Source organism: Acinetobacter sp. YH12254 (genome assembly GCF_013417415.1).
Taxonomy (GTDB): domain Bacteria; phylum Pseudomonadota; class Gammaproteobacteria; order Pseudomonadales; family Moraxellaceae; genus Acinetobacter; species Acinetobacter pseudolwoffii.
Genome location: NZ_VPEB01000014.1, coordinates 47453 through 65125, shown reverse-complemented (window position 1 = coordinate 65125; position 17673 = coordinate 47453). Strand labels below are relative to the sequence as shown.

General features: G+C 44.5%; 31 protein-coding genes. 1 reads left to right on the top strand and 30 read right to left on the bottom strand.

All coding sequences use genetic code 11. The features are described from left to right. Positions 1–25: 25 nt before the first annotated feature. The 30 genes from FTV29_RS11315 to FTV29_RS11170 form a co-directional block, all read right to left on the bottom strand. Positions 26–1516 carry an NAD(P)/FAD-dependent oxidoreductase gene (locus FTV29_RS11315; RefSeq protein WP_159138629.1) on the bottom strand — a complete coding sequence of 497 codons (1491 nt, stop codon included), beginning with the start codon at positions 1514–1516 and terminating at the stop codon, positions 26–28. Between the two features lie 221 nt (positions 1517–1737). After that, positions 1738–2103 (bottom strand): 50S ribosomal protein L17, encoded by a 366-nt coding sequence (gene rplQ / locus FTV29_RS11310; RefSeq protein ID WP_004281488.1) that lies wholly within the window; start codon positions 2101–2103, stop codon positions 1738–1740. A gap of 18 nt (positions 2104–2121) precedes the next feature. Then, complete coding sequence (locus tag FTV29_RS11305; RefSeq protein ID WP_005094131.1) at positions 2122–3129, bottom strand: DNA-directed RNA polymerase subunit alpha; 1008 nt, start codon at positions 3127–3129, stop codon at positions 2122–2124. A gap of 16 nt (positions 3130–3145) precedes the next feature. After that, positions 3146–3772 carry a 30S ribosomal protein S4 gene (gene rpsD, locus FTV29_RS11300; protein WP_005094132.1) on the bottom strand — a complete coding sequence of 209 codons (627 nt, stop codon included), beginning with the start codon at positions 3770–3772 and terminating at the stop codon, positions 3146–3148. Between the two features lie 12 nt (positions 3773–3784). Further along, a complete protein-coding gene (gene rpsK / locus FTV29_RS11295) occupies positions 3785–4171 on the bottom strand; it encodes a 30S ribosomal protein S11 (protein ID WP_004281491.1) in 387 nt (128 codons plus the stop codon). Between the two features lie 19 nt (positions 4172–4190). Further along, positions 4191–4547 (bottom strand): 30S ribosomal protein S13, encoded by a 357-nt coding sequence (gene rpsM, locus FTV29_RS11290; protein ID WP_004281492.1) that lies wholly within the window; start codon positions 4545–4547, stop codon positions 4191–4193. Positions 4548–4652: 105 nt separating this feature from the next. Next, the gene (rpmJ, locus tag FTV29_RS11285) at positions 4653–4769 is read right to left on the bottom strand and encodes a 50S ribosomal protein L36 (protein WP_000867907.1); all 117 of its coding nucleotides are present in this window, start codon (positions 4767–4769) and stop codon (positions 4653–4655) included. A gap of 20 nt (positions 4770–4789) precedes the next feature. Then, complete coding sequence (secY, locus tag FTV29_RS11280; protein ID WP_171063316.1) at positions 4790–6109, bottom strand: preprotein translocase subunit SecY; 1320 nt, start codon at positions 6107–6109, stop codon at positions 4790–4792. 45 nt (positions 6110–6154) lie between these two features. Then, the gene (gene rplO / locus FTV29_RS11275; protein ID WP_005094137.1) at positions 6155–6595 is read right to left on the bottom strand and encodes a 50S ribosomal protein L15; all 441 of its coding nucleotides are present in this window, start codon (positions 6593–6595) and stop codon (positions 6155–6157) included. A 3-nt stretch (positions 6596–6598) separates the two neighbouring features. Beyond that, positions 6599–6775: a 50S ribosomal protein L30 gene (rpmD, locus tag FTV29_RS11270; protein WP_005094139.1), complete on the bottom strand. Its 177-nt coding sequence runs from the start codon at positions 6773–6775 to the stop codon at positions 6599–6601. Positions 6776–6781: 6 nt separating this feature from the next. Then, a complete protein-coding gene (gene rpsE, locus FTV29_RS11265) occupies positions 6782–7279 on the bottom strand; it encodes a 30S ribosomal protein S5 (protein ID WP_004281496.1) in 498 nt (165 codons plus the stop codon). 2 nt (positions 7280–7281) lie between these two features. Continuing rightward, the gene (rplR, locus tag FTV29_RS11260) at positions 7282–7632 is read right to left on the bottom strand and encodes a 50S ribosomal protein L18 (RefSeq protein WP_004281497.1); all 351 of its coding nucleotides are present in this window, start codon (positions 7630–7632) and stop codon (positions 7282–7284) included. A gap of 14 nt (positions 7633–7646) precedes the next feature. After that, the gene (rplF, locus tag FTV29_RS11255) at positions 7647–8180 is read right to left on the bottom strand and encodes a 50S ribosomal protein L6 (protein ID WP_005094142.1); all 534 of its coding nucleotides are present in this window, start codon (positions 8178–8180) and stop codon (positions 7647–7649) included. A 13-nt stretch (positions 8181–8193) separates the two neighbouring features. Then, complete coding sequence (gene rpsH, locus FTV29_RS11250; protein WP_005094144.1) at positions 8194–8589, bottom strand: 30S ribosomal protein S8; 396 nt, start codon at positions 8587–8589, stop codon at positions 8194–8196. 12 nt (positions 8590–8601) lie between these two features. Then, a complete protein-coding gene (gene rpsN / locus FTV29_RS11245; protein WP_004732275.1) occupies positions 8602–8907 on the bottom strand; it encodes a 30S ribosomal protein S14 in 306 nt (101 codons plus the stop codon). 9 nt (positions 8908–8916) lie between these two features. Further along, positions 8917–9453: a 50S ribosomal protein L5 gene (gene rplE / locus FTV29_RS11240; RefSeq protein WP_005094146.1), complete on the bottom strand. Its 537-nt coding sequence runs from the start codon at positions 9451–9453 to the stop codon at positions 8917–8919. A 16-nt stretch (positions 9454–9469) separates the two neighbouring features. Further along, a complete protein-coding gene (rplX, locus tag FTV29_RS11235) occupies positions 9470–9787 on the bottom strand; it encodes a 50S ribosomal protein L24 (RefSeq protein ID WP_004281502.1) in 318 nt (105 codons plus the stop codon). A gap of 9 nt (positions 9788–9796) precedes the next feature. Beyond that, positions 9797–10165: a 50S ribosomal protein L14 gene (gene rplN / locus FTV29_RS11230; RefSeq protein WP_005094147.1), complete on the bottom strand. Its 369-nt coding sequence runs from the start codon at positions 10163–10165 to the stop codon at positions 9797–9799. A 91-nt stretch (positions 10166–10256) separates the two neighbouring features. After that, positions 10257–10514, bottom strand: coding sequence for a 30S ribosomal protein S17 (rpsQ, locus tag FTV29_RS11225; protein WP_004281504.1), 258 nt, complete (start codon positions 10512–10514; stop codon positions 10257–10259). Further along, the gene (gene rpmC, locus FTV29_RS11220; RefSeq protein WP_004281505.1) at positions 10511–10708 is read right to left on the bottom strand and encodes a 50S ribosomal protein L29; all 198 of its coding nucleotides are present in this window, start codon (positions 10706–10708) and stop codon (positions 10511–10513) included. Before rpmC ends, rpsQ begins: the two co-directional genes overlap by 4 nt. Continuing rightward, entirely contained in the window at positions 10708–11121 is a 414-nt protein-coding gene (gene rplP, locus FTV29_RS11215; RefSeq protein WP_004281506.1) for a 50S ribosomal protein L16, read from the bottom strand. The genes rpmC and rplP overlap by 1 nt, the downstream gene beginning before the upstream one ends. A gap of 3 nt (positions 11122–11124) precedes the next feature. Next, complete coding sequence (gene rpsC / locus FTV29_RS11210; RefSeq protein WP_004281507.1) at positions 11125–11877, bottom strand: 30S ribosomal protein S3; 753 nt, start codon at positions 11875–11877, stop codon at positions 11125–11127. A 1-nt stretch (position 11878) separates the two neighbouring features. Then, positions 11879–12208, bottom strand: a complete 330-nt coding sequence (rplV, locus tag FTV29_RS11205; RefSeq protein ID WP_001982638.1) for a 50S ribosomal protein L22 — start codon at positions 12206–12208, stop codon at positions 11879–11881. 11 nt (positions 12209–12219) lie between these two features. Continuing rightward, positions 12220–12495: a 30S ribosomal protein S19 gene (rpsS, locus tag FTV29_RS11200; RefSeq protein WP_004281508.1), complete on the bottom strand. Its 276-nt coding sequence runs from the start codon at positions 12493–12495 to the stop codon at positions 12220–12222. A 19-nt stretch (positions 12496–12514) separates the two neighbouring features. After that, on the bottom strand, positions 12515–13339 hold the full coding sequence (gene rplB, locus FTV29_RS11195; protein WP_005094148.1) for a 50S ribosomal protein L2: 825 nt from the start codon (positions 13337–13339) through the stop codon (positions 12515–12517). An 11-nt stretch (positions 13340–13350) separates the two neighbouring features. Continuing rightward, positions 13351–13671: a 50S ribosomal protein L23 gene (gene rplW, locus FTV29_RS11190; RefSeq protein WP_005094149.1), complete on the bottom strand. Its 321-nt coding sequence runs from the start codon at positions 13669–13671 to the stop codon at positions 13351–13353. Beyond that, positions 13668–14270, bottom strand: a complete 603-nt coding sequence (rplD, locus tag FTV29_RS11185; RefSeq protein ID WP_005094150.1) for a 50S ribosomal protein L4 — start codon at positions 14268–14270, stop codon at positions 13668–13670. Before rplD ends, rplW begins: the two co-directional genes overlap by 4 nt. 11 nt (positions 14271–14281) lie before the next feature. Continuing rightward, positions 14282–14920, bottom strand: a complete 639-nt coding sequence (gene rplC, locus FTV29_RS11180) for a 50S ribosomal protein L3 (protein ID WP_005094152.1) — start codon at positions 14918–14920, stop codon at positions 14282–14284. Positions 14921–14980: 60 nt separating this feature from the next. Further along, positions 14981–15292 (bottom strand): 30S ribosomal protein S10, encoded by a 312-nt coding sequence (rpsJ, locus tag FTV29_RS11175; RefSeq protein ID WP_000070912.1) that lies wholly within the window; start codon positions 15290–15292, stop codon positions 14981–14983. Positions 15293–15538: 246 nt separating this feature from the next. Next, positions 15539–16300: a type 1 glutamine amidotransferase gene (locus FTV29_RS11170; protein WP_005094154.1), complete on the bottom strand. Its 762-nt coding sequence runs from the start codon at positions 16298–16300 to the stop codon at positions 15539–15541. Positions 16301–16461: 161 nt separating this feature from the next. On the opposite strand from FTV29_RS11170, the gene FTV29_RS11165 reads away from it, so the two are divergent. Continuing rightward, positions 16462–17664 carry a PLP-dependent transferase gene (locus FTV29_RS11165; protein ID WP_159138630.1) on the top strand — a complete coding sequence of 401 codons (1203 nt, stop codon included), beginning with the start codon at positions 16462–16464 and terminating at the stop codon, positions 17662–17664. Positions 17665–17673 lie beyond the last annotated feature (9 nt).

The following is a 17673-nucleotide window of genomic DNA, read 5'->3' as shown; positions in this document are numbered from 1 at the left end:
TTTTTCTTTAGTTCGATATCCGACTTTAAGAGACCAGACGCGGTTTATGTTTGAGAGCCTTGCTGTTTTTTTTAAATTTCAGCACCCCATCTTCAAAGGAAGCCTGTTTGAGTTCCTTGCGGTCTGCGAGATAATTATTGCTGACTTTCCACGGAGCATGTTTACCTTGTTTTGGCATCACATCTGCGGCACGGGCAATATAGCCCGAACTGAGACTACCCATCACAGTATCCTCTAGCAATTCAGTCTGATCACCCTGAGCGATGACTTCAGCATAGTCCTGCTGATCCATATAGTTCAGCAAACGGCAAATGTACTCAGCGGCAATATCCACTTTTAAAGTCCAAGAGGCATTGATATAACCAATAATTAGCGCCATATTCGGCACATCACTAACCATGATGCCTCTATACAGCATATGTTGTGAGGTATCGATAGGCTGACCATCCATCGTCGCCTGAATTCCACCAAGAATCTGGATATTTAAGCCTGTGGCTGAAACGATAATATCTGCCTCCAGATGTTGACCCGATTTCAGCTGAATGCCGGTTTCAGTCAAGCTTTCGATCTGATCGGTTACAACTGATGCCTGCCCTTCACGTAAAATTTTAAACAGATCACCATCCGGCACCACGCATAGGCGCTGATCCCACGGCTCATAATTCGGGGTAAAGTGTTTCATATCCACTTTACCTTTGAGCTGAAACTGCACGGATTTAAGTAACAGCGTTTTTAACAGTTTTGGCTGTTTTTGTGCCAGGGCATAAATTCCGCGCTGCATCCCAATATTCCGGGCACGGGTAATTTTATAGGCCACATCTTCTGGTAGATACTGCCGCATCTTTGCATAAATCATATCAATAGAGGGCACTGAAGCGATATAGGTCGGAGAACGCTGTAACATGGTCACATGCCCGGCGCCGCCTTTGACCATCGCTGGAACTAAAGTAATCGCGGTGGCACCACTACCAATGATCACCACTTTTTTGCCCTGATAATCTAAATTTTCCGGCCAATGCTGCGGATGAATGAATTGACCTTTAAAAGCCTCCTGATTTGGAAACTCAGGCTGAAAACCTTGGTCATAATTGTAATAACCGGTACAACTCAGTACAAAATTCGCAATCCAGATCTGCTTCTTGCTGTGTTCATCCTCAATCTCTACTGACCATTTACAGGTCATAGAATCATAGTTGGCGGTTAACACACGGTGTTGATAATGAATTTTCGATTCCAGATTAAATTCATCTACTACTTCGGCCAGATAACCCTTAATCGAAGCGCCATCGGCAAGTACACTGGCTTTTTTCCAAGGTTTAAAATTAAAACCAAAGGTCGACATATCCGAATCAGAACGAATTCCCGGATATTTAAATAAATCCCAGGTTCCGCCAATGCTGGCACGTCGCTCAATAATTTCAAATGAGCGCTGCGGACAATGTTTAGAAAGATGCGCTGCCAGACCAATTCCCGAGATCCCCGCACCCACAATTAAAATATCGATTTGCTTTTCCATATTGTTCTTTTACCTAAGCGATACTATCTGTTTTTATTAAATCACAAAATTGACAATACACAATGTCAAGTTTGATAAAAAGCCATTATTTTTTTATCTTTTCAGGCCAGATTCAGATTAGTTCTGCATGATGCAAATACCTGAAAATAAATTTCAGACATTAAAAAAGGCCGGTTTATTCAACCGACCTTTTCGAACAACTCGCGTTATTCTTCACGAAATTAGTTAACTTCGCGATCTACTAGCTCAACGTAAGCCATCGGTGCAGCATCACCTGCACGGAAGCCCGCTTTAAGAACACGTAGATAACCGCCGTTACGCTCTTTGTAACGAGGGCCAAGAACGGTAAATAATTTACCAACAGTTGCTGCTGAACGAGTACGAGCAAACGCCAAACGACGGTTTGCTACTGTATCGTTTTTAGCTAAAGTGATTAAAGGCTCAGCTACACGACGTAACTCTTTCGCTTTAGGCACAGTTGTTTTGATCAACTCGTGCTCGAACAAAGAGTTAGCCATGTTTTGGAACATCGCTTTACGATGGCTGCTTGTACGGCCTAATTTCACACCACTATTACGATGACGCATGGTGATAGTCCTACTTAATTAACGGCTACGATAGGCGAAACGATCGTCCATACGGAGACTAGCCGGTGGCCAGTTCTCTAAACGCATGCCGAGTTGTAAGCCTTTAGAAGCCAGAACATCTTTGATCTCAGTAAGCGATTTTTTACCCAAGTTAGGAGTTTTAAGCAACTCAACTTCAGTACGCTGTACAAGATCACCAATGTAGTAAATGTTTTCTGCTTTCAAACAGTTAGCAGAACGAACAGTTAGCTCTAGATCATCTACTGGGCGAAGCAAGATTGGGTCAACTTCTTCACGCGGCTCTTGAGCCACAGGTGCTTGATCTTTCTGAAGGTCAACAAAGATTGCAATTTGTTGTTGCAAGATTGTTGCCGCTTTACGGATTGCTTCTTCAGGATCTACAGTACCATTGGTTTCAAGATCAATGACCAATTTGTCAAGGTCAGTACGTTGTTCTACACGAGCGTTTTCCACTGTATAAGACACACGTTTGATTGGGCTATAAGAAGCATCTAACTGCAAGCGACCCACTGGGCGAGTTTCGCCTTCTGGGAAGCGTGAATCAGAAGTCTCGTAGCCACGACCTTGAGCAACTTTCAGACGCATTTTCAATGAGCCTGAGGCACTTAAAGTACCGATCAAATGTTCAGGGTTAACCACTTCAACATTATGAGGTAAACGAAGGTCAGCCGCAGTTACGTCGCCTGCACCTTGTTTCTCTAATGTTAAGTATGCTTCATTTTGATCGAACAGCTTAATCGACAATCCTTTTAGGTTCAGCAAGAGCTCGACGATGTCCTGCTGCAAGCCTTCCAAAGTACTGTACTCGTGCTCGACCCCTTCAATCTCAACTTCTACCACAGCTGCGCCAGGTAGAGAAGAAAGAAGGATGCGACGTAAAGCATTACCCAGAGTATGACCAAAGCCACGCTCTAAAGGTTCTAGAATAACTTTTGCCGAGGTCCCGCTTGCCGCTTCGACCTTGATCGCTTGCGGAGTTAGAAACTCATTTGCAGTACGCGTCATATTGCTTCCTCAAGGATTATTTAGAATACAATTCTACAATCAAGCTTTCGTTGATTTCAGCAGGTAAATCAGAACGATCCGGTGCAGCTTTGAACGTACCTTCTAATTTAGAATGGTCGATTTCCATCCAAGAAGGCATGCCACGTTGAGTTGCTAATTCAATTGCGTTTTTGATACGTAATTGTTGTTTAGCGCCTTCGTGAACTGCGATCACATCACCCGCTTTAACTTGGATAGACGCAATGTTAACACGACGGCCATTCAAAGTGATGCTGCGGTGAGATACTAACTGACGAGCTTCTGCGCGAGTAGAACCGAAACCCATACGATAAACAACGTTATCAAGACGGCTTTCAAGTAGCTTCAACAAGTTTTCACCAGTTGCGCCTTTAACACGAGCAGCTTCTTTGTAGTAGTTACTAAATTGACGCTCTAAAACACCGTACATACGACGTACTTTTTGTTTTTCACGTAATTGTAGTGAGTACTCAGACTGTTTACCGCCACGAGCTCCACCATGTTGGCCAGGAGCTTTAGCGTGTTTTTTAGTTTTTACATCAAACGGTTTAACGCCTGATTTAAGTTGCAGGTCTGTCCCTTCGCGGCGAGAGAGTTTGCATTTTGGACCAATATAACGAGCCATGAATGTTTCTCCTTACACGCGACGTTTTTTAGGTGGACGGCAACCGTTGTGCGGGATTGGCGTCACATCGGTAATGCTGTTAATTTTATAACCCACTGCACCTAAAGCACGAACCGCAGATTCACGACCAGGACCAGGACCTTTTACAAGGACGTCCAAGTTTTTCAAACCGTAGTCTAAAGCAGCTTTACCAGCAACTTCAGCAGCTACCTGAGCAGCGAACGGAGTTGATTTACGTGATCCACGGAAGCCTTGTCCACCTGAAGTGGCCCAAGCCAGTGCATTACCTTGACGATCGGTAATAGTCACAATGGTGTTATTAAAAGAAGCGTGAATGTGTGCGACACCTTCAGAGACGGTACGAGTGACCTTCTTGCGTGCGCGAGTATCTTTAGCCATCTTTTAGCTTCCAGAAATCTTATTTCTTAATAGGTTTGCGCGGACCTTTACGGGTACGAGCGTTAGTTTTGGTGCGTTGACCGCGGACAGGCAAGCTGCGACGATGACGAAGACCGCGATAGCAGCCTAAATCCATTAAACGTTTAATGTTCATGGAAATTTCGCGACGTAAATCACCTTCGGTCGGAACCTTAGCAACTTCTGCACGAATCGCATCAAGCTGAGCGTCATCTAATTCACGGATCTTAGTCGTTGGAGCAATACCCGCAGCAGCTAAAATAGCTTTTGAAGTATGGCGACCAATACCAAAGATATACGTTAGAGAGATAACAGCGTGCTTGTTATCCGGAATGTTTACACCGGCAATACGAGCCATTCAATTTTCTCCAAAAAGGCAGTAGATAATCAACCGCCCCACAAAAATCTTGAGGGGCGGATAATAACCCAATTCGCCTACAGAAATCAACAGGTCTTAATCAGATTAACCTTGACGCTGCTTATGACGAGGTTCTGCGCTACAAATTACGCGGATAACCCCATTACGACGGATAACTTTACAGCTACCACAAATTTTCTTAACAGAAGCTTGTACTTTCATGATGAAACCTCTAAGTGCGCTTATCCCTTAGGATGAGCTGTCGTTTTTCTCATTAACGTTTGATTATCATACTGGTGCGAGGTGAGGTGTGACTGCAGCTGAGCCATAAAGTCCATCACTACTACCACAACAATCAGCAAAGAAGTACCACCCAAATAGAATGGAATACCAAATGAACTTTGCAACACCATCGGCATCAAACAAATGACGGTGATGTAAATCGCGCCAATAAATGTCAAACGACTGAGAATATGATCTAAGTAACGAGCAGTTTGCTCACCTGGACGTATACCAGGCACATAAGCTCCGCTGCGTTTCAAGTTCTCTGACACTTCTTTAGGACTAAATACCAGTGCTGTATAGAAGTAACAGAAAAAGATAATTAACGCACCAAAGAGCACCAAATACAACGGCTGACCAGGCGACAATACCAATGCTACATCTTGCAGGCTACGCTGAATAAATCCGGCATTCGGATCTGCACTACCCACCCACTGGCCTAAGCTCGCAGGGAACAACAGCAATGAGCTGGCAAAAATTGCCGGAATCACACCCGCCATATTAATTTTCAATGGCAAATGTGTCTGCTGTGCAGTAAATACACGACGACCTTGTTGTTTTTGAGCATAGTTGACCGGAATACGACGCTGCGCTTTCTCGATAAACACGATGGCTGCCAAAACACCCAGAGACAACAGACCAAAAATTACCAAGCCAATCAGGCTGGTCTGGCCATTATCTACAGATGACAAAGATTGCATAATTAAATTAGGCAATCCGGCAACAATACCCGCGAAGATGATCATGGAAATACCATTCCCCACCCCACGTTCGGTAATCTGCTCACCCAACCACATCAAGAACATGGTTCCCGCAACCAATGAGGTTACTGCAGGAATATAAAAAGCCAGACCAGTATTCAGGGTAATCCCCTGACTGATCAAGCCTGCACACATCCCGATCGCTTGTACAAGCGCCAGAAATAATGTGCCTTGTCGTGTGTATTGATTTATTTTACGTTTGCCTTGCTCGCCTTCTTTTTTCAAAGCTTCCAGCGAAGGAACCACTGTCGACATCAGCTGCACGATAATCGATGCAGAAATGTAGGGCATGATCCCAAGAGCAAGAATAGACATTCGTTCTAATGCACCACCGGAAAACATGTTAAACAAACCAAGGATAGTACCTTGGTTTGCATTAAACAGGTTTTCTAGGGCCGCATTATTGATGCCCGGTACTGGAATATGCGCTCCTAGCCGAAACACCAACAACGCACCAATGAGAAACATCATTCGACGAATAATTTCACGGTATTTCACATGAAATGGTTGGCCTTTCATCATGTTGACATGACCTGAAGAACTAGGAGTCATAGACACTGGGGATTACTCCTCGACTTTGCCGCCAGCAGCTTCAACAGCAGCTTTAGCGCCTTTAGTCAATGCAACACCTTGAACAGTGAATGCACGAGTAATTTCACCAGAAAGTACGATACGAGCACGGATCATGTCTTTACGTACAACGTTCGCCGCTTTTAAAGTTTCTAGAGACACGATGTCGCCTTCAACTTTAGCAAGCTCAGATAAACGTACTTCAGCAGTTTTCAAAGCCAATTGGCTAGTGAAGCCGAATTTAGGCAAACGACGATAAAGTGCTGTTTGACCGCCTTCGAAACCTGGACGAGTACCACCGCTCTTACGTGAGTTTTGACCCTTGACACCACGGCCACCGGTCTTACCAACGCCAGAACCGATACCACGGCCTACACGAAGGTTGTCACGTTTAGCACCTTCTGCAGGTGCAATTGTATTTAAACGCAGAGTCATGGCTTATTCCTCTACACTAACCATATAGTAGACTTGGTTGATCATACCACGGTTAGAAGGCGTATCTTGCACTTCTACAGTATGACCAATACGACGCAGACCTAAACCTTGCAGGCTCAGCTTATGATTTTTCAAGCGGTGCGATGCAGATTTAGTCTGGGTAACTTTAATCGTTTTCATGATTGATTACCCTTGAATTTGTTCTACTGAAAGACCACGTTTCGCAGCAACCTTCTCAGGAGTAGTCATATCACGCAAACCGTTGAAAGTTGCGTTAACTACGTTAGCAGCGTTAGTAGAACCACGGCATTTAGTCAAAACGTTACGTACACCTACAGCTTCTAGAACTGCACGCATAGCGCCACCAGCAATTACGCCTGTACCTTCAGAGGCAGGCTGCATGAATACGCGACTAGCGCCATGACGTGCATGAATTGGGTGCTGTAACGTACCATCAACAAGGTCAACAGTAATCATGTTGCGACGAGCAGCTTCAAGTGCTTTAGAGATAGCAGCTGGAACTTCACGTGCTTTACCACGACCAAAACCTACGCGACCATTACCATCACCCACAACAGTTAATGCTGTGAAAGAGAAGATACGACCACCCTTAACAACTTTGGCTACACGATCAACGGCAACCAGCTTTTCAACAAGACCTTCGTTTTGTTCAACTTTAGCCATGATTAGAACTCCAAGCCGTTTTCACGAGCAGCATCAGCCAAGGCTTTGATACGACCATGATATTTAAAACCAGAACGGTCAAATGCAACTTTAGTAACACCAGCTGCTTTAGCGCGTTCTGCGATTAAAGCACCTACTTTTTGAGCTGCTTCAACGTTACCAGTTGTACCTGCACGTAGAGTAGCGTCTAAAGTAGAAGCTTGCGCTAATACTTTGCCACCATCTGCAGAGATAACTTGAGCATAGATGTGACGCGGAGTGCGGTTTACACACAAACGAGTCGCACCCAATGCACGGATGTGCAAGCGTGTGCTTTTCGCACGACGCAAACGGGATTGTTTCTTTTCGTTCATAAGAACCTCGCGCCTTATTTCTTCTTAGCTTCTTTACGAAGTACAACTTCGTCAGAATAACGAACACCTTTGCCTTTATACGGCTCTGGTGGACGGTAACCACGGATATCTGCAGCAACCTGACCTAAAGCTGCTTTGTCAGCAGACTTAAGTACGATTTCAGTTGCAGTTGGAGTTTCAGCAGTTACACCTGCAGGAAGTGCATAATCGATCGGGTGAGAGAAACCAAGGTTAAGATGAACAACATCACCTTTAACCGCAGCTTTATAACCAACACCGATAAGCTGTAACTTACGTTCGAAACCTTCGCTAACACCTTTTACAAGGTTGTTAAGCACAGCGCGAGCAGTACCAGCTTGCATCCAAGCGTCTTTCGACTCTTGTACTGGAGCAATAGCCAGAGTACCGTCTTCCTGTTTAAGCTCGACCAGCGCATGCAGGTTGAAAGACAATGTACCTTTAGTGCCTTTCACTTCGACCTGCCGGCCGTTCTGAGTAACTGTTACACCATTCGGTACAGTTACTGGGGCTTTAGCCACACGAGACATGAGGAATCACCTATTAAGAAACAAAAGCAATAACTTCACCACCAACGCCTGCAGCACGTGCAGCGCGATCAGTCATGATGCCTTTGCTTGTAGAAACAATTGCAATACCTAAACCTTGCTTAACGCTTGGAAGTGCATCTTTACCGCGATACTGACGTAGACCTGGACGGCTTACGCGTTTCACAGTGTCAATCACTGGCTTGCCTTCAAAATATTTTAACGTAATTGTTAAAGTTGGTTTGCCTTCAGCTTCCGCAACTTCTACGTTAGAAATGTAACCTTCTTGTTGAAGTAAGTTAGCAATTGCAACTTTCAACTTAGAATTAGGCATAGAAACAGTTTGTTTCTTCGCCATTTGTGCGTTACGAACACGTGTTAGCATGTCGGCAACGGTATCTTGCATACTCATTTATAGTGCTCCTTACCAGCTTGCCTTAACAACGCCAGGTACATCACCTTGCATTACTGTTTCACGTAATTTGTTACGGCTTAAGCCGAACTTACGGAAATAGCCATGCGGACGACCAGTTAAACCACAACGGTTACGTAGACGTACTGGAGATGCATTACGTGGTAATGCCTGCAATTTCATCATCGCTTCGAAACGTTCTTCGTCTGATGCATTTACGTTTGCAATAACAGCTTTTAATTCAGCACGTTTTGCAGCGTATTTAGCAACAGTAGCTTCGCGTTTCAATTCGCGATTAATCATACCTTTCTTAGCCATATCGACCTCTTATTTGAACGGGAAGCCGAATGCACGCATAAGCGCACGGCCTTCGTCATCGGTGCGAGCAGTCGTAGTAATGGTAATATCCATACCACGAATACGATCAATCTTGTCAAAATCGATTTCAGGGAACATGATCTGTTCCTTAAGACCCATTGAGTAGTTACCACGACCGTCGAATGATTTCGCAGAGAAACCACGGAAGTCACGGATACGAGGGATCGCAATCGAGATCAAACGGTCTAAGAATTCGTACATACGTTCGCCGCGTAAAGTAACTTTACAACCGATCGGCCAACCATCACGGATTTTAAAACCAGCGATTGATTTACGAGCTAACGTAAGTACTGGTTTTTGACCAGCGATAGCTTGCATATCTGAAAGAGCACCATCAAGGAGTTTTTTGTCAGCAGCAGCTGCGCCAACACCCATGTTGATCGTGATTTTAGTGATGCGAGGAATTTCCATCACATTTTTAACGCCTAAAGTCTCTAATAACTGAGCTTTAAGTTCGTCATTGTAACGTGTTTTAAGTCTGGCCATGGCCTATATCAACCTATTACTTCGCTACCGCCACTGATTCACCATTTGATTTGAATACGCGAGTTTTCACGCCATCAATCACTTGGTAACCAACACGGTCAGCCTTTTGGGTTGTAGCATTAAAAACTGCCACGTTTGAAATATGAAGCGAAGCTTCCTGAGTTACAACGCTACCTTCAGCGCCTGTAGCACGGTTCGGCTTTTGGTGCTTCTTCACCAAGTTAAGGCCTTCAACCTTAACACGGTCATTAGAAACAGACAGAACAGTACCCTGTTTGCCTTTTTCTTTACCTGCGATCACAATTACTTGATCGCCTTTTTTAATCTTAGCCATGATCGCCTCTTATAGAACTTCAGGAGCCAATGAAATAATTTTCATGAACTGTTCAGTACGAAGTTCACGAGTCACTGGTCCGAAAATACGAGTTGCAATCGGCGCTTTGTTGGTGTTCAAAATAACAGCAGCGTTATCGTCGAAACGAATCACTGAACCGTCTGCACGACGGATACCGAATTTTGTACGAACCACAACTGCATTCATCACGTCACCTTTTTTAACACGTGCGCGTGGAATTGCTTCTTTTACAGTAACTTTAATAATGTCGCCAACAGAAGCATAACGACGATGCGAGCCACCAAGTACTTTAATACATTGTACGCGGCGTGCACCACTGTTGTCTGCTACGTCGAGCATCGTTTCGGTCTGAATCATTGCCCTACTCCAAAACCGAGCAACACCGGTCGAAATTTCGAAAGGCTCAAAGAGTACTCGAAATTGACCGATGATGCAACAAGAACGTTAATTACTCAGCAGCTGCTTCAACAACTTCAACTAGAGTCCAAGACTTAGTTTTAGAAATTGGGCGGCTTTCTTTAATGGTTACAACATCACCAGCTTTCGCTGTGTTGTTCTCATCATGAGCATGTAATTTTGTTGAACGGCGGATTAATTTGCCATACAACGGGTGTTGAACTTGGCGTTCAATAAGAACAACGATAGATTTATCCATCTTGTCGCTTACAACTTTGCCAGTTAACGTGCGGACTGTTTTATCACTCATTGTCCGTTCCCCTGTTTTTCGGTAAGGAGGGTCTTAATACGAGCAATCGTCTGACGAGTAAGTGCAACTTCATGCGATTTACCCAATTGACCAGTTGCTTTCGCCATACGAAGACGGAATTGGTTAAGCTGTTGCTCATCAAGCAAAGCTGTCAACTCTTCTACCGACTTTTCACGTAGATCTTTAGTTTTCATTACATTACCGTCCGAGTCACGATAGCGGTTTTAAACGGAAGCTTAGCTGCTGCAAGCGTAAACGCTTCGCGAGCCAATTCTTCGTTAACACCATCAATTTCGTACAAGACTTTACCTGGTTTGATTTGGCAAACCCAATATTCCACAGAACCTTTACCTTTACCCATACGCACTTCAAGCGGCTTAGAAGTAATCGGTTTGTCCGGGAATACACGGATAAAGATCTTACCACCACGCTTAATACGACGGCTAATTGTACGACGCGCTGCTTCAATTTGACGCGCAGTCATTTGACCACGTTCAACTGATTTAAGTGCAATAGTACCGAAAGATACTGTGCTACCGCGGTGTGCTAGACCAGTGTTACGGCCTTTCTGCACTTTACGGAATTTAGTACGCTTAGGTTGCAACATGGATTATTCTCCTTTTTCAGCAGAACGATCATTGCGACGACCACGACGCTCTTGACCTTCACCACGACCACGACCGCGTTTAGCTGGACGTTCTTCTGCTGGAGCTGGGTTCATGACTTGTTTCATGCCGCCCAAAATCTCACCACGGAAGATCCAAACTTTAACACCAATCGTACCGTAAGTAGTCTCAGCACGCATAGTCGCATAGTCGATATCTGCACGAAGCGTATGTAGAGGTACACGACCTTCACGATACCACTCAGTACGAGCAATCTCAGCACCACCTAAACGGCCTGAAACTTCTACTTTGATACCTTTAGCACCAGCACGCATTGTGTTTTGTACTGCACGCTTCATAGCACGACGGAACATTACACGTTTTTCCAATTGAGAAGCGATTGCTTCAGCAACTAGACGCGCGTCTAAGTCTGGACGATCAATTTCATTGATACTTACTTGCGCAGGAACACCCATGATAGATGTTAATTCGCGTTGTAGTTTCTCAATATCTTCGCCTTTTTTACCGATTACGATACCAGGACGAGCAGTGCTAATAGTTACTTTAGCAGCGCCTGTAGGACGTTCGATAAGAATGTTGCTGATCATCGCGTTTTTAAGTTTTTTGATTAAAAACTCACGAACTTGAAGATCTTTAAGCAAGTATTCAGCGTATTGTTTCGGATTCGCATACCAGTTAGCGTTATGACGTTTCACAACACCTAGGCGGATACCGATTGGATGAACCTTCTGACCCATATCAAACCCCTACCTTAACGGTGATGTGACAAGTACGCTTAGTAATACGATCTGCACGGCCTTTAGCACGTGGCATAATACGTTTCAGGCTCATGCCTTCATCAACGTAGATCGTAGAAACTTTAAGGTCGTCTACATCTAAACTGTTATTGTGTTCAGCGTTTGCAATCGCAGATTCCAACGCTTTCTTAACTAGAACTGCAGCTTTTTTGTTGCTGAAGTTAAGGATGTTAAGCGCGTGCGCAACAGATTTGCCGCGGATAAGATCTGCAACCAAACGAGCTTTTTGTGCCGAGATAGCGGCACCGCGTAATTTAGCAGTTACTTCCATCATAGCACCCATTAACGTTTAGATTTCTTGTCAACACCGTGACCGCGATAGGTACGAGTTGGTGCAAATTCACCAAGCTTGTGACCAACCATGTGTTCAGAAACGATCACAGGAACGTGGTTACGGCCATTGTGTACAGAAATTGTTAAACCAACAAAATCCGGTAGGATCATCGAACGACGCGACCAAGTTTTGATCGGCTTACGGTTATTAGCCGCGATAGCCGCTTCAACCTTAGCGAACAAGTGCGCATCGACGAATGGGCCTTTTTTCAGAGAACGAGGCATTGTCAGATTCCTTTACTTGTTACTTAACGCGACGGTCGCGAATGATCATCTTAGTCGTACGCTTATTGGTACGTGTCTTGTACCCTTTAGCTTTTTGACCCCATGGGCTTACAGGTTGAATACCTTTGTTACGCCCTTCACCACCACCGTGCGGATGGTCAACTGGGTTCATTGCCATACCACGAACGGTAGGACGAACACCACGCCAGCGCGATGCACCAGCTTTACCAAGCGAACGAAGATTGCTTTCCGAGTTAGATACTTCACCTAACACAGCGCGACATTCAACGTGAATTTTACGCATCTCGCCTGAACGTAGACGAACGATAGCGTAAGAACCGTCACGACCCAACAGCTGAACTGAAGTACCAGCTGAACGAGCAATCTGCGCGCCTTTACCGATTTTAAGTTCGATGTTGTGAAGAGTAGAACCGATTGGCATGTTGCGAAGCGGCAAGCAGTTACCTGGACGAATTGGAGCATCGTTACCAGACTGTACTTTATCGCCAGCGCGAAGGCCTTTAGGAGCGATGATATAACGACGCTCACCATCAGCATACAATACAAGTGCAATGTGTGCAGTACGGTTAGGATCGTATTCGATACGCTCTACAGTTGCAGGAATACCATCTTTGTTACGTTTAAAGTCAACTAGACGGTAGTGCTGCTTATGACCGCCACCAACGTGACGAGTCGTGATGTGACCGTTATTGTTACGGCCGCCAGTACGTTTTTTAGCTTCAACCAACGGAGAGTACGGTGCGCCTTTGTGAAGGTGATCATGAACCACTTTCTCTACAAAGCGACGTCCTGGAGACGTTGGCTTACATTTTTGAATAGGCATAATTCTCGTCCTTATTCCGCTGTGCTTTCAGCGGTATCGCCCAAGTCAGCCATTTCAACATCTTGGCCAGCTTTCAGGGTGACGTATGCTTTTTTAACATCAGAACGACGTCCTAATGTTTTACCAAAGCGTTTAGACTTACCTTTAGTGATAGTCGTGTTAACTTTAACAACTTCTACACCAAAGAGTTGTTCCACTGCTTTTTTGATTTCAAGCTTGTTTGCGTTGATAGCAACTTTAAACACTTGAACACCAGCAGTTTCACCTAAAACTTGTGCTTTTTCTGAGAATACAGGTCCTTGCAGGACTTGATAGATACGTTCGTTGTTCATCCGAGTTCTACCTCAATTTTCTTAGCAGCAGCTACAGACATAACAACTTTGTCGAACGCAATCAAGCTAACCGGATCGATTGCAGCAGCATCAACCACATCTACGTGTGGAATATTGCGTGCAGCAAGATACAAGTTCTCATCAACAGCATCGGTAACGATCAATGCACGAGTTGCATTCAAGTCGTTAAGCTTTGCAAGCAATTCTTTAGTTTTTGGAGCTGCAACAGCAAACTCATCAACTAAAATTAGGCGATCTTGACGAACAAGTTCAGCCATGATGCATTGCATAGCACCGCGGTACATTTTACGGTTTACTTTTTGAGACCAGTCTTGTGGACGAGCAGCAAAAGTTTTACCACCGCCAACCCAGATTGGGCTACGAATAGAACCAGCACGAGCACGGCCAGTACCTTTTTGACGGAATGGCTTGCGGCCACCGCCAGAAACGTCTGCACGTGATTTCTGAGCTTTTGAACCTTGACGGCCACCAGCTAAATAAGCTGTAACCACTTGGTGAACAAGAGCTTCATTAAATTCACGACCGAACGCAACTTCTGATAATTCAACAGCAGAGCCGGAAACAGTATTTAAATTCACGTTATTTCCCCTCAGGCCTTGATCGTAGGACGAACGATTACGTCGCCACCAGTAGCACCAGGAACCGCGCCTTTAACAACAAGAACTGAACGTTCTGTGTCGATAGCAACGATCTCAAGACCCTGTGTAGTTACGCGTTCAGCACCTAAATGGCCAGCCATTTTTTTGCCTTTGAATACGCGACCAGGAGTCTGGTTTTGACCAGTAGAACCTAAAACACGGTGAGAAAGCGAGTTACCGTGAGTTGCATCTTGCGTACGGAAGTTCCAACGCTTAACACCACCTTGGAAACCTTTACCTTTAGATTGACCAGTTACGTCAACGACTTGACCAACCTGGAACAATTCAACGGTAAGCGTACCACCAACTTCACGACCTTCAAGATCAGCTTCTGTAGCGCGGAATTCTTGAACTAGACGACCAGCTGCAACACCTGCTTTCGCGAAGTGGCCTTTCTGAGCGTTAGTTACGCGAGATTCGCGACGTTCACCAGTAGTGATTTGAATCGCTTGATAACCATCAGTTTCAAGCGTTTTGATTTGAGTGATGCGGTTAGGATCAACCTCAATCACTGTAACAGGCACAGAAACACCAGCATCTGTAAAGATACGTGTCATACCGCACTTGCGACCGACTAAACCAATAGCCATGTGCATAAACCTCTAAAAAAGCGGCCTAATTAACTTAGAGTGTTAATTAACCCGAAAGCCTTAACCCAATGCGATCTGAACATCAACACCAGCTGCAAGATCTAACTTCATCAATGCATCTACAGTTTTGTCTGTAGGTTGAACGATGTCGATCAAACGCTTGTAAGTACGGATTTCGTACTGGTCACGCGCGTCTTTGTTTACGTGTGGTGATGTTAAAACGTTAAAACGTTCAATGCGTGTTGGCATTGGAATTGGACCACACACTTGTGCTCCAGTACGTTTTGCGGTTTCTACGATTTCTTGAGCAGATTGATCAATCAGGCGATGATCAAAAGACTTAAGACGGATACGAATTCTCTGGTTAGACATACCAGTAAACTCCAAGCCAAATATATAAAGAATCACTCCTGACGCATCTCACCCCACTTTAATACGGGTAAGTGTCAAGAGCAGTGAAATATCACTAAGGTCGTGATCGATGCCACGACTGTAACGATAGTTAACTACTTTATTCGCAGTTAACCCCCTTCCTATCGAAGGGTCGCTTATTATAGCCATTGTTTAATGCATAAGCAAATCCCTTTTATGGTTTTATCCAAGTTTTCAATTTACCCCCTAAAACAAGAGTTTATTTTCTGAATGCGGGGCAGTTTTCGCCAAGACATATTCTATAGCTCGATTTAATATCTGATTTCCTTCAACAAACTTATTTTTATGGGTCTTTTTTAATTCAGAGAGATCCTGAACATATTTTCCTGAAAATTGTGCAAGCTGCTCCTCATCTTCCAAAAATAAAGACAGGGTTTCTGGGGTACTCTCTGGATGAAACTGAAAACCGAGCACATTTTTGCCCAACTGGTACATCTGATTACGACAGGCTTGGTTTTCTGCCAGATGCACTGCCCCTTTGGGTATTTCAAAGCTTTCACTATGCCATTGCAGAATATTGAACTGTTCGGGTAAGCTAAAACATTCTTGCGGTAGATTGGCTACCTTGTGTACCGTGGCCCAGCCCAATTCCTGCTCAGGATTACGACTGACGCCCGCCCCCAATGCATTGGCAATCAATTGTCCACCCAGGCATAAACCGATTGCCGGTTTGCCATGTGACAGATAACGACGCAACCAGCGTTTCTCTATCTTTAACCAGGGGAAATTCGCCTCATCATTGACACTCATGGTTCCGCCCATGATGATCAGTAAATCGACGTCCTCAACCCTTGGCAAAGCCTCAATCTCTAAAGGACGATCCAACGGTAAAGCAAAAAACTCAGTCGCACTAATGTACGCCTGATACTGCTTTAAAAACTCATGACAACTACCATAGCCTTCACCAGCAATATGCTGAAAATAATGCACTTTTAAATGCGACTTCATGCTCCTCAACCTATTTTTTAGCTAGATAGTTTTAGGTTTTGCAAAAATGAAGCCAACTTTTTTCAAGGACCAATTTTTTTAACAATTCACAACCGAACTGGCAGTGAGTCACAGATTCTCTTAAGCTAAGGTAATATTTGATTACATTTAAGGGCATTCACGTGAAAAAAAACGCTCAAACCACCCTGATTCATGCACCACGAAAAGCCCCTCAATCCATTTCTACGGTTCAACCTCCCCTGTTTCGTGCATCGACCATTATTTTTGAGAATACTGATGCGCTATTTAATCGCCACTGGACCGATGCTTATGACTATAGCTACGGCACCCACGGCACACCCACGACATTCACCTTAGGCGATAACATCGCGCAAATTGAAGGGGGTGAATACTGCCTACTTGCGCCGAGCGGTTTATCCGCCATTAACCTGGTGAATTCTTGTTTCTTGAGCCAAGGTGATGAAGTCTGGGTTGCCGATAACATCTATGGCCCAAACATGGAACATCTGCGCAATCTGGAAACGCGTTATGGCATTGCGGTCAAAGTGTATAACCCGCTTGAGGTCGAAACCTTTACACCAAGTGAAAAAGCAAAACTGCTTTGGCTGGAAGCGGCCGGTTCAGTCACACTGGAGTTTCCAGATCTGGTCGGTTTAATCAAAAAAGCCCAGGCACATCATATTTTGACGGCGCTGGATAATACCTGGGGCGCAGGTCTGGCTTTTAATGCTTTTGATTTTGGCGAAGAGCATTTAAGTGTCGATATCACGGTTCATGCCCTGACCAAATATCCAAGCGGTGGTGGCGACATCTTGATGGGCTCAGTTGTTACACGAGATAAAACCCTGCATCACAAACTGTTCCGTACCCATGCCATTCAGGGCATTAGTGTTTCTGGTGATGATGTGGCGCAGGTACAACGCAGTCTGGCTTCGATGCAACTGCGTTATCAGCATCAGTCCGAAAGCGCACTGACTTTAATGAAGTGGCTCAAACAGCAAACTGAGCTTGTTCAAGTTTTACATCCAGCCGATCCAGATTGCGCTGGACATCAATACTGGAAAGATATTTGTAAGACAGGTCAAAGTGCCGGCCTGGTTAGCGTGATTTTTGATCATTCTTATAAGCTGCAAGATATTCGCAATTTCTGTGACAGCTTAAACCTGTTTAAGCTCGGCTTTAGCTGGGGTGGTCCTGTTAGCCTGGTCATGCTCTATAACTTAAAAGACATGCGTGTACTGAAACATTCACATTTAAAAGATGGCTTTTTGGTTCGTTTTTGTATCGGACTGGAACATCCGCAAGATTTGATTCAAGATATCCAGTACGCCCTAGAACACATGAAAAAGCCTAAAAATGAATAATAAACAATA

Excerpts from the sequence above, each read along its gene's own strand:
- FTV29_RS11315 (WP_159138629.1), bottom strand. The coding sequence starts at position 1,516 with ATGGAAAAGCAAATCGATATTTTAATTGTGGGTGCGGGGATCTCGGGA.
- rplQ (WP_004281488.1), bottom strand. The coding sequence starts at position 2,103 with ATGCGTCATCGTAATAGTGGTGTGAAATTAGGCCGTACAAGCAGCCAT.
- FTV29_RS11305 (WP_005094131.1), bottom strand. The coding sequence starts at position 3,129 with ATGACGCGTACTGCAAATGAGTTTCTAACTCCGCAAGCGATCAAGGTC.
- rpsD (WP_005094132.1), bottom strand. The coding sequence starts at position 3,772 with ATGGCTCGTTATATTGGTCCAAAATGCAAACTCTCTCGCCGCGAAGGG.
- rpsK (WP_004281491.1), bottom strand. The coding sequence starts at position 4,171 with ATGGCTAAAGATACTCGCGCACGCAAGAAGGTCACTCGTACCGTCTCT.
- rpsM (WP_004281492.1), bottom strand. The coding sequence starts at position 4,547 with ATGGCTCGTATTGCCGGTGTAAACATTCCGGATAACAAGCACGCTGTT.
- rpmJ (WP_000867907.1), bottom strand. The coding sequence starts at position 4,769 with ATGAAAGTACAAGCTTCTGTTAAGAAAATTTGTGGTAGCTGTAAAGTT.
- secY (WP_171063316.1), bottom strand. The coding sequence starts at position 6,109 with ATGAAAGGCCAACCATTTCATGTGAAATACCGTGAAATTATTCGTCGA.
- rplO (WP_005094137.1), bottom strand. The coding sequence starts at position 6,595 with ATGACTCTGCGTTTAAATACAATTGCACCTGCAGAAGGTGCTAAACGT.
- rpmD (WP_005094139.1), bottom strand. The coding sequence starts at position 6,775 with ATGAAAACGATTAAAGTTACCCAGACTAAATCTGCATCGCACCGCTTG.
- rpsE (WP_004281496.1), bottom strand. The coding sequence starts at position 7,279 with ATGGCTAAAGTTGAACAAAACGAAGGTCTTGTTGAAAAGCTGGTTGCC.
- rplR (WP_004281497.1), bottom strand. The coding sequence starts at position 7,632 with ATGAACGAAAAGAAACAATCCCGTTTGCGTCGTGCGAAAAGCACACGC.
- rplF (WP_005094142.1), bottom strand. The coding sequence starts at position 8,180 with ATGTCTCGTGTGGCTAAAGCCCCAGTAACTGTACCGAATGGTGTAACA.
- rpsH (WP_005094144.1), bottom strand. The coding sequence starts at position 8,589 with ATGAGTATGCAAGATACCGTTGCCGACATGCTAACACGTGTTCGTAAC.
- rpsN (WP_004732275.1), bottom strand. The coding sequence starts at position 8,907 with ATGGCTAAGAAAGGTATGATTAATCGCGAATTGAAACGCGAAGCTACT.
- rplE (WP_005094146.1), bottom strand. The coding sequence starts at position 9,453 with ATGGCCAGACTTAAAACACGTTACAATGACGAACTTAAAGCTCAGTTA.
- rplX (WP_004281502.1), bottom strand. The coding sequence starts at position 9,787 with ATGGCTAAGATTAAAAAAGGCGATCAAGTAATTGTGATCGCAGGTAAA.
- rplN (WP_005094147.1), bottom strand. The coding sequence starts at position 10,165 with ATGATTCAGACCGAAACGATGCTCGACGTAGCAGACAACAGTGGTGCA.
- rpsQ (WP_004281504.1), bottom strand. The coding sequence starts at position 10,514 with ATGAGTGATAAAACAGTCCGCACGTTAACTGGCAAAGTTGTAAGCGAC.
- rpmC (WP_004281505.1), bottom strand. The coding sequence starts at position 10,708 with ATGAAAACTAAAGATCTACGTGAAAAGTCGGTAGAAGAGTTGACAGCT.
- rplP (WP_004281506.1), bottom strand. The coding sequence starts at position 11,121 with ATGTTGCAACCTAAGCGTACTAAATTCCGTAAAGTGCAGAAAGGCCGT.
- rpsC (WP_004281507.1), bottom strand. The coding sequence starts at position 11,877 with ATGGGTCAGAAGGTTCATCCAATCGGTATCCGCCTAGGTGTTGTGAAA.
- rplV (WP_001982638.1), bottom strand. The coding sequence starts at position 12,208 with ATGGAAGTAACTGCTAAATTACGCGGTGCCGCTATCTCGGCACAAAAA.
- rpsS (WP_004281508.1), bottom strand. The coding sequence starts at position 12,495 with ATGCCTCGTTCTCTGAAAAAAGGCCCATTCGTCGATGCGCACTTGTTC.
- rplB (WP_005094148.1), bottom strand. The coding sequence starts at position 13,339 with ATGCCTATTCAAAAATGTAAGCCAACGTCTCCAGGACGTCGCTTTGTA.
- rplW (WP_005094149.1), bottom strand. The coding sequence starts at position 13,671 with ATGAACAACGAACGTATCTATCAAGTCCTGCAAGGACCTGTATTCTCA.
- rplC (WP_005094152.1), bottom strand. The coding sequence starts at position 14,920 with ATGGCTATTGGTTTAGTCGGTCGCAAGTGCGGTATGACACGTATCTTT.
- rpsJ (WP_000070912.1), bottom strand. The coding sequence starts at position 15,292 with ATGTCTAACCAGAGAATTCGTATCCGTCTTAAGTCTTTTGATCATCGC.
- FTV29_RS11170 (WP_005094154.1), bottom strand. The coding sequence starts at position 16,300 with ATGAAGTCGCATTTAAAAGTGCATTATTTTCAGCATATTGCTGGTGAA.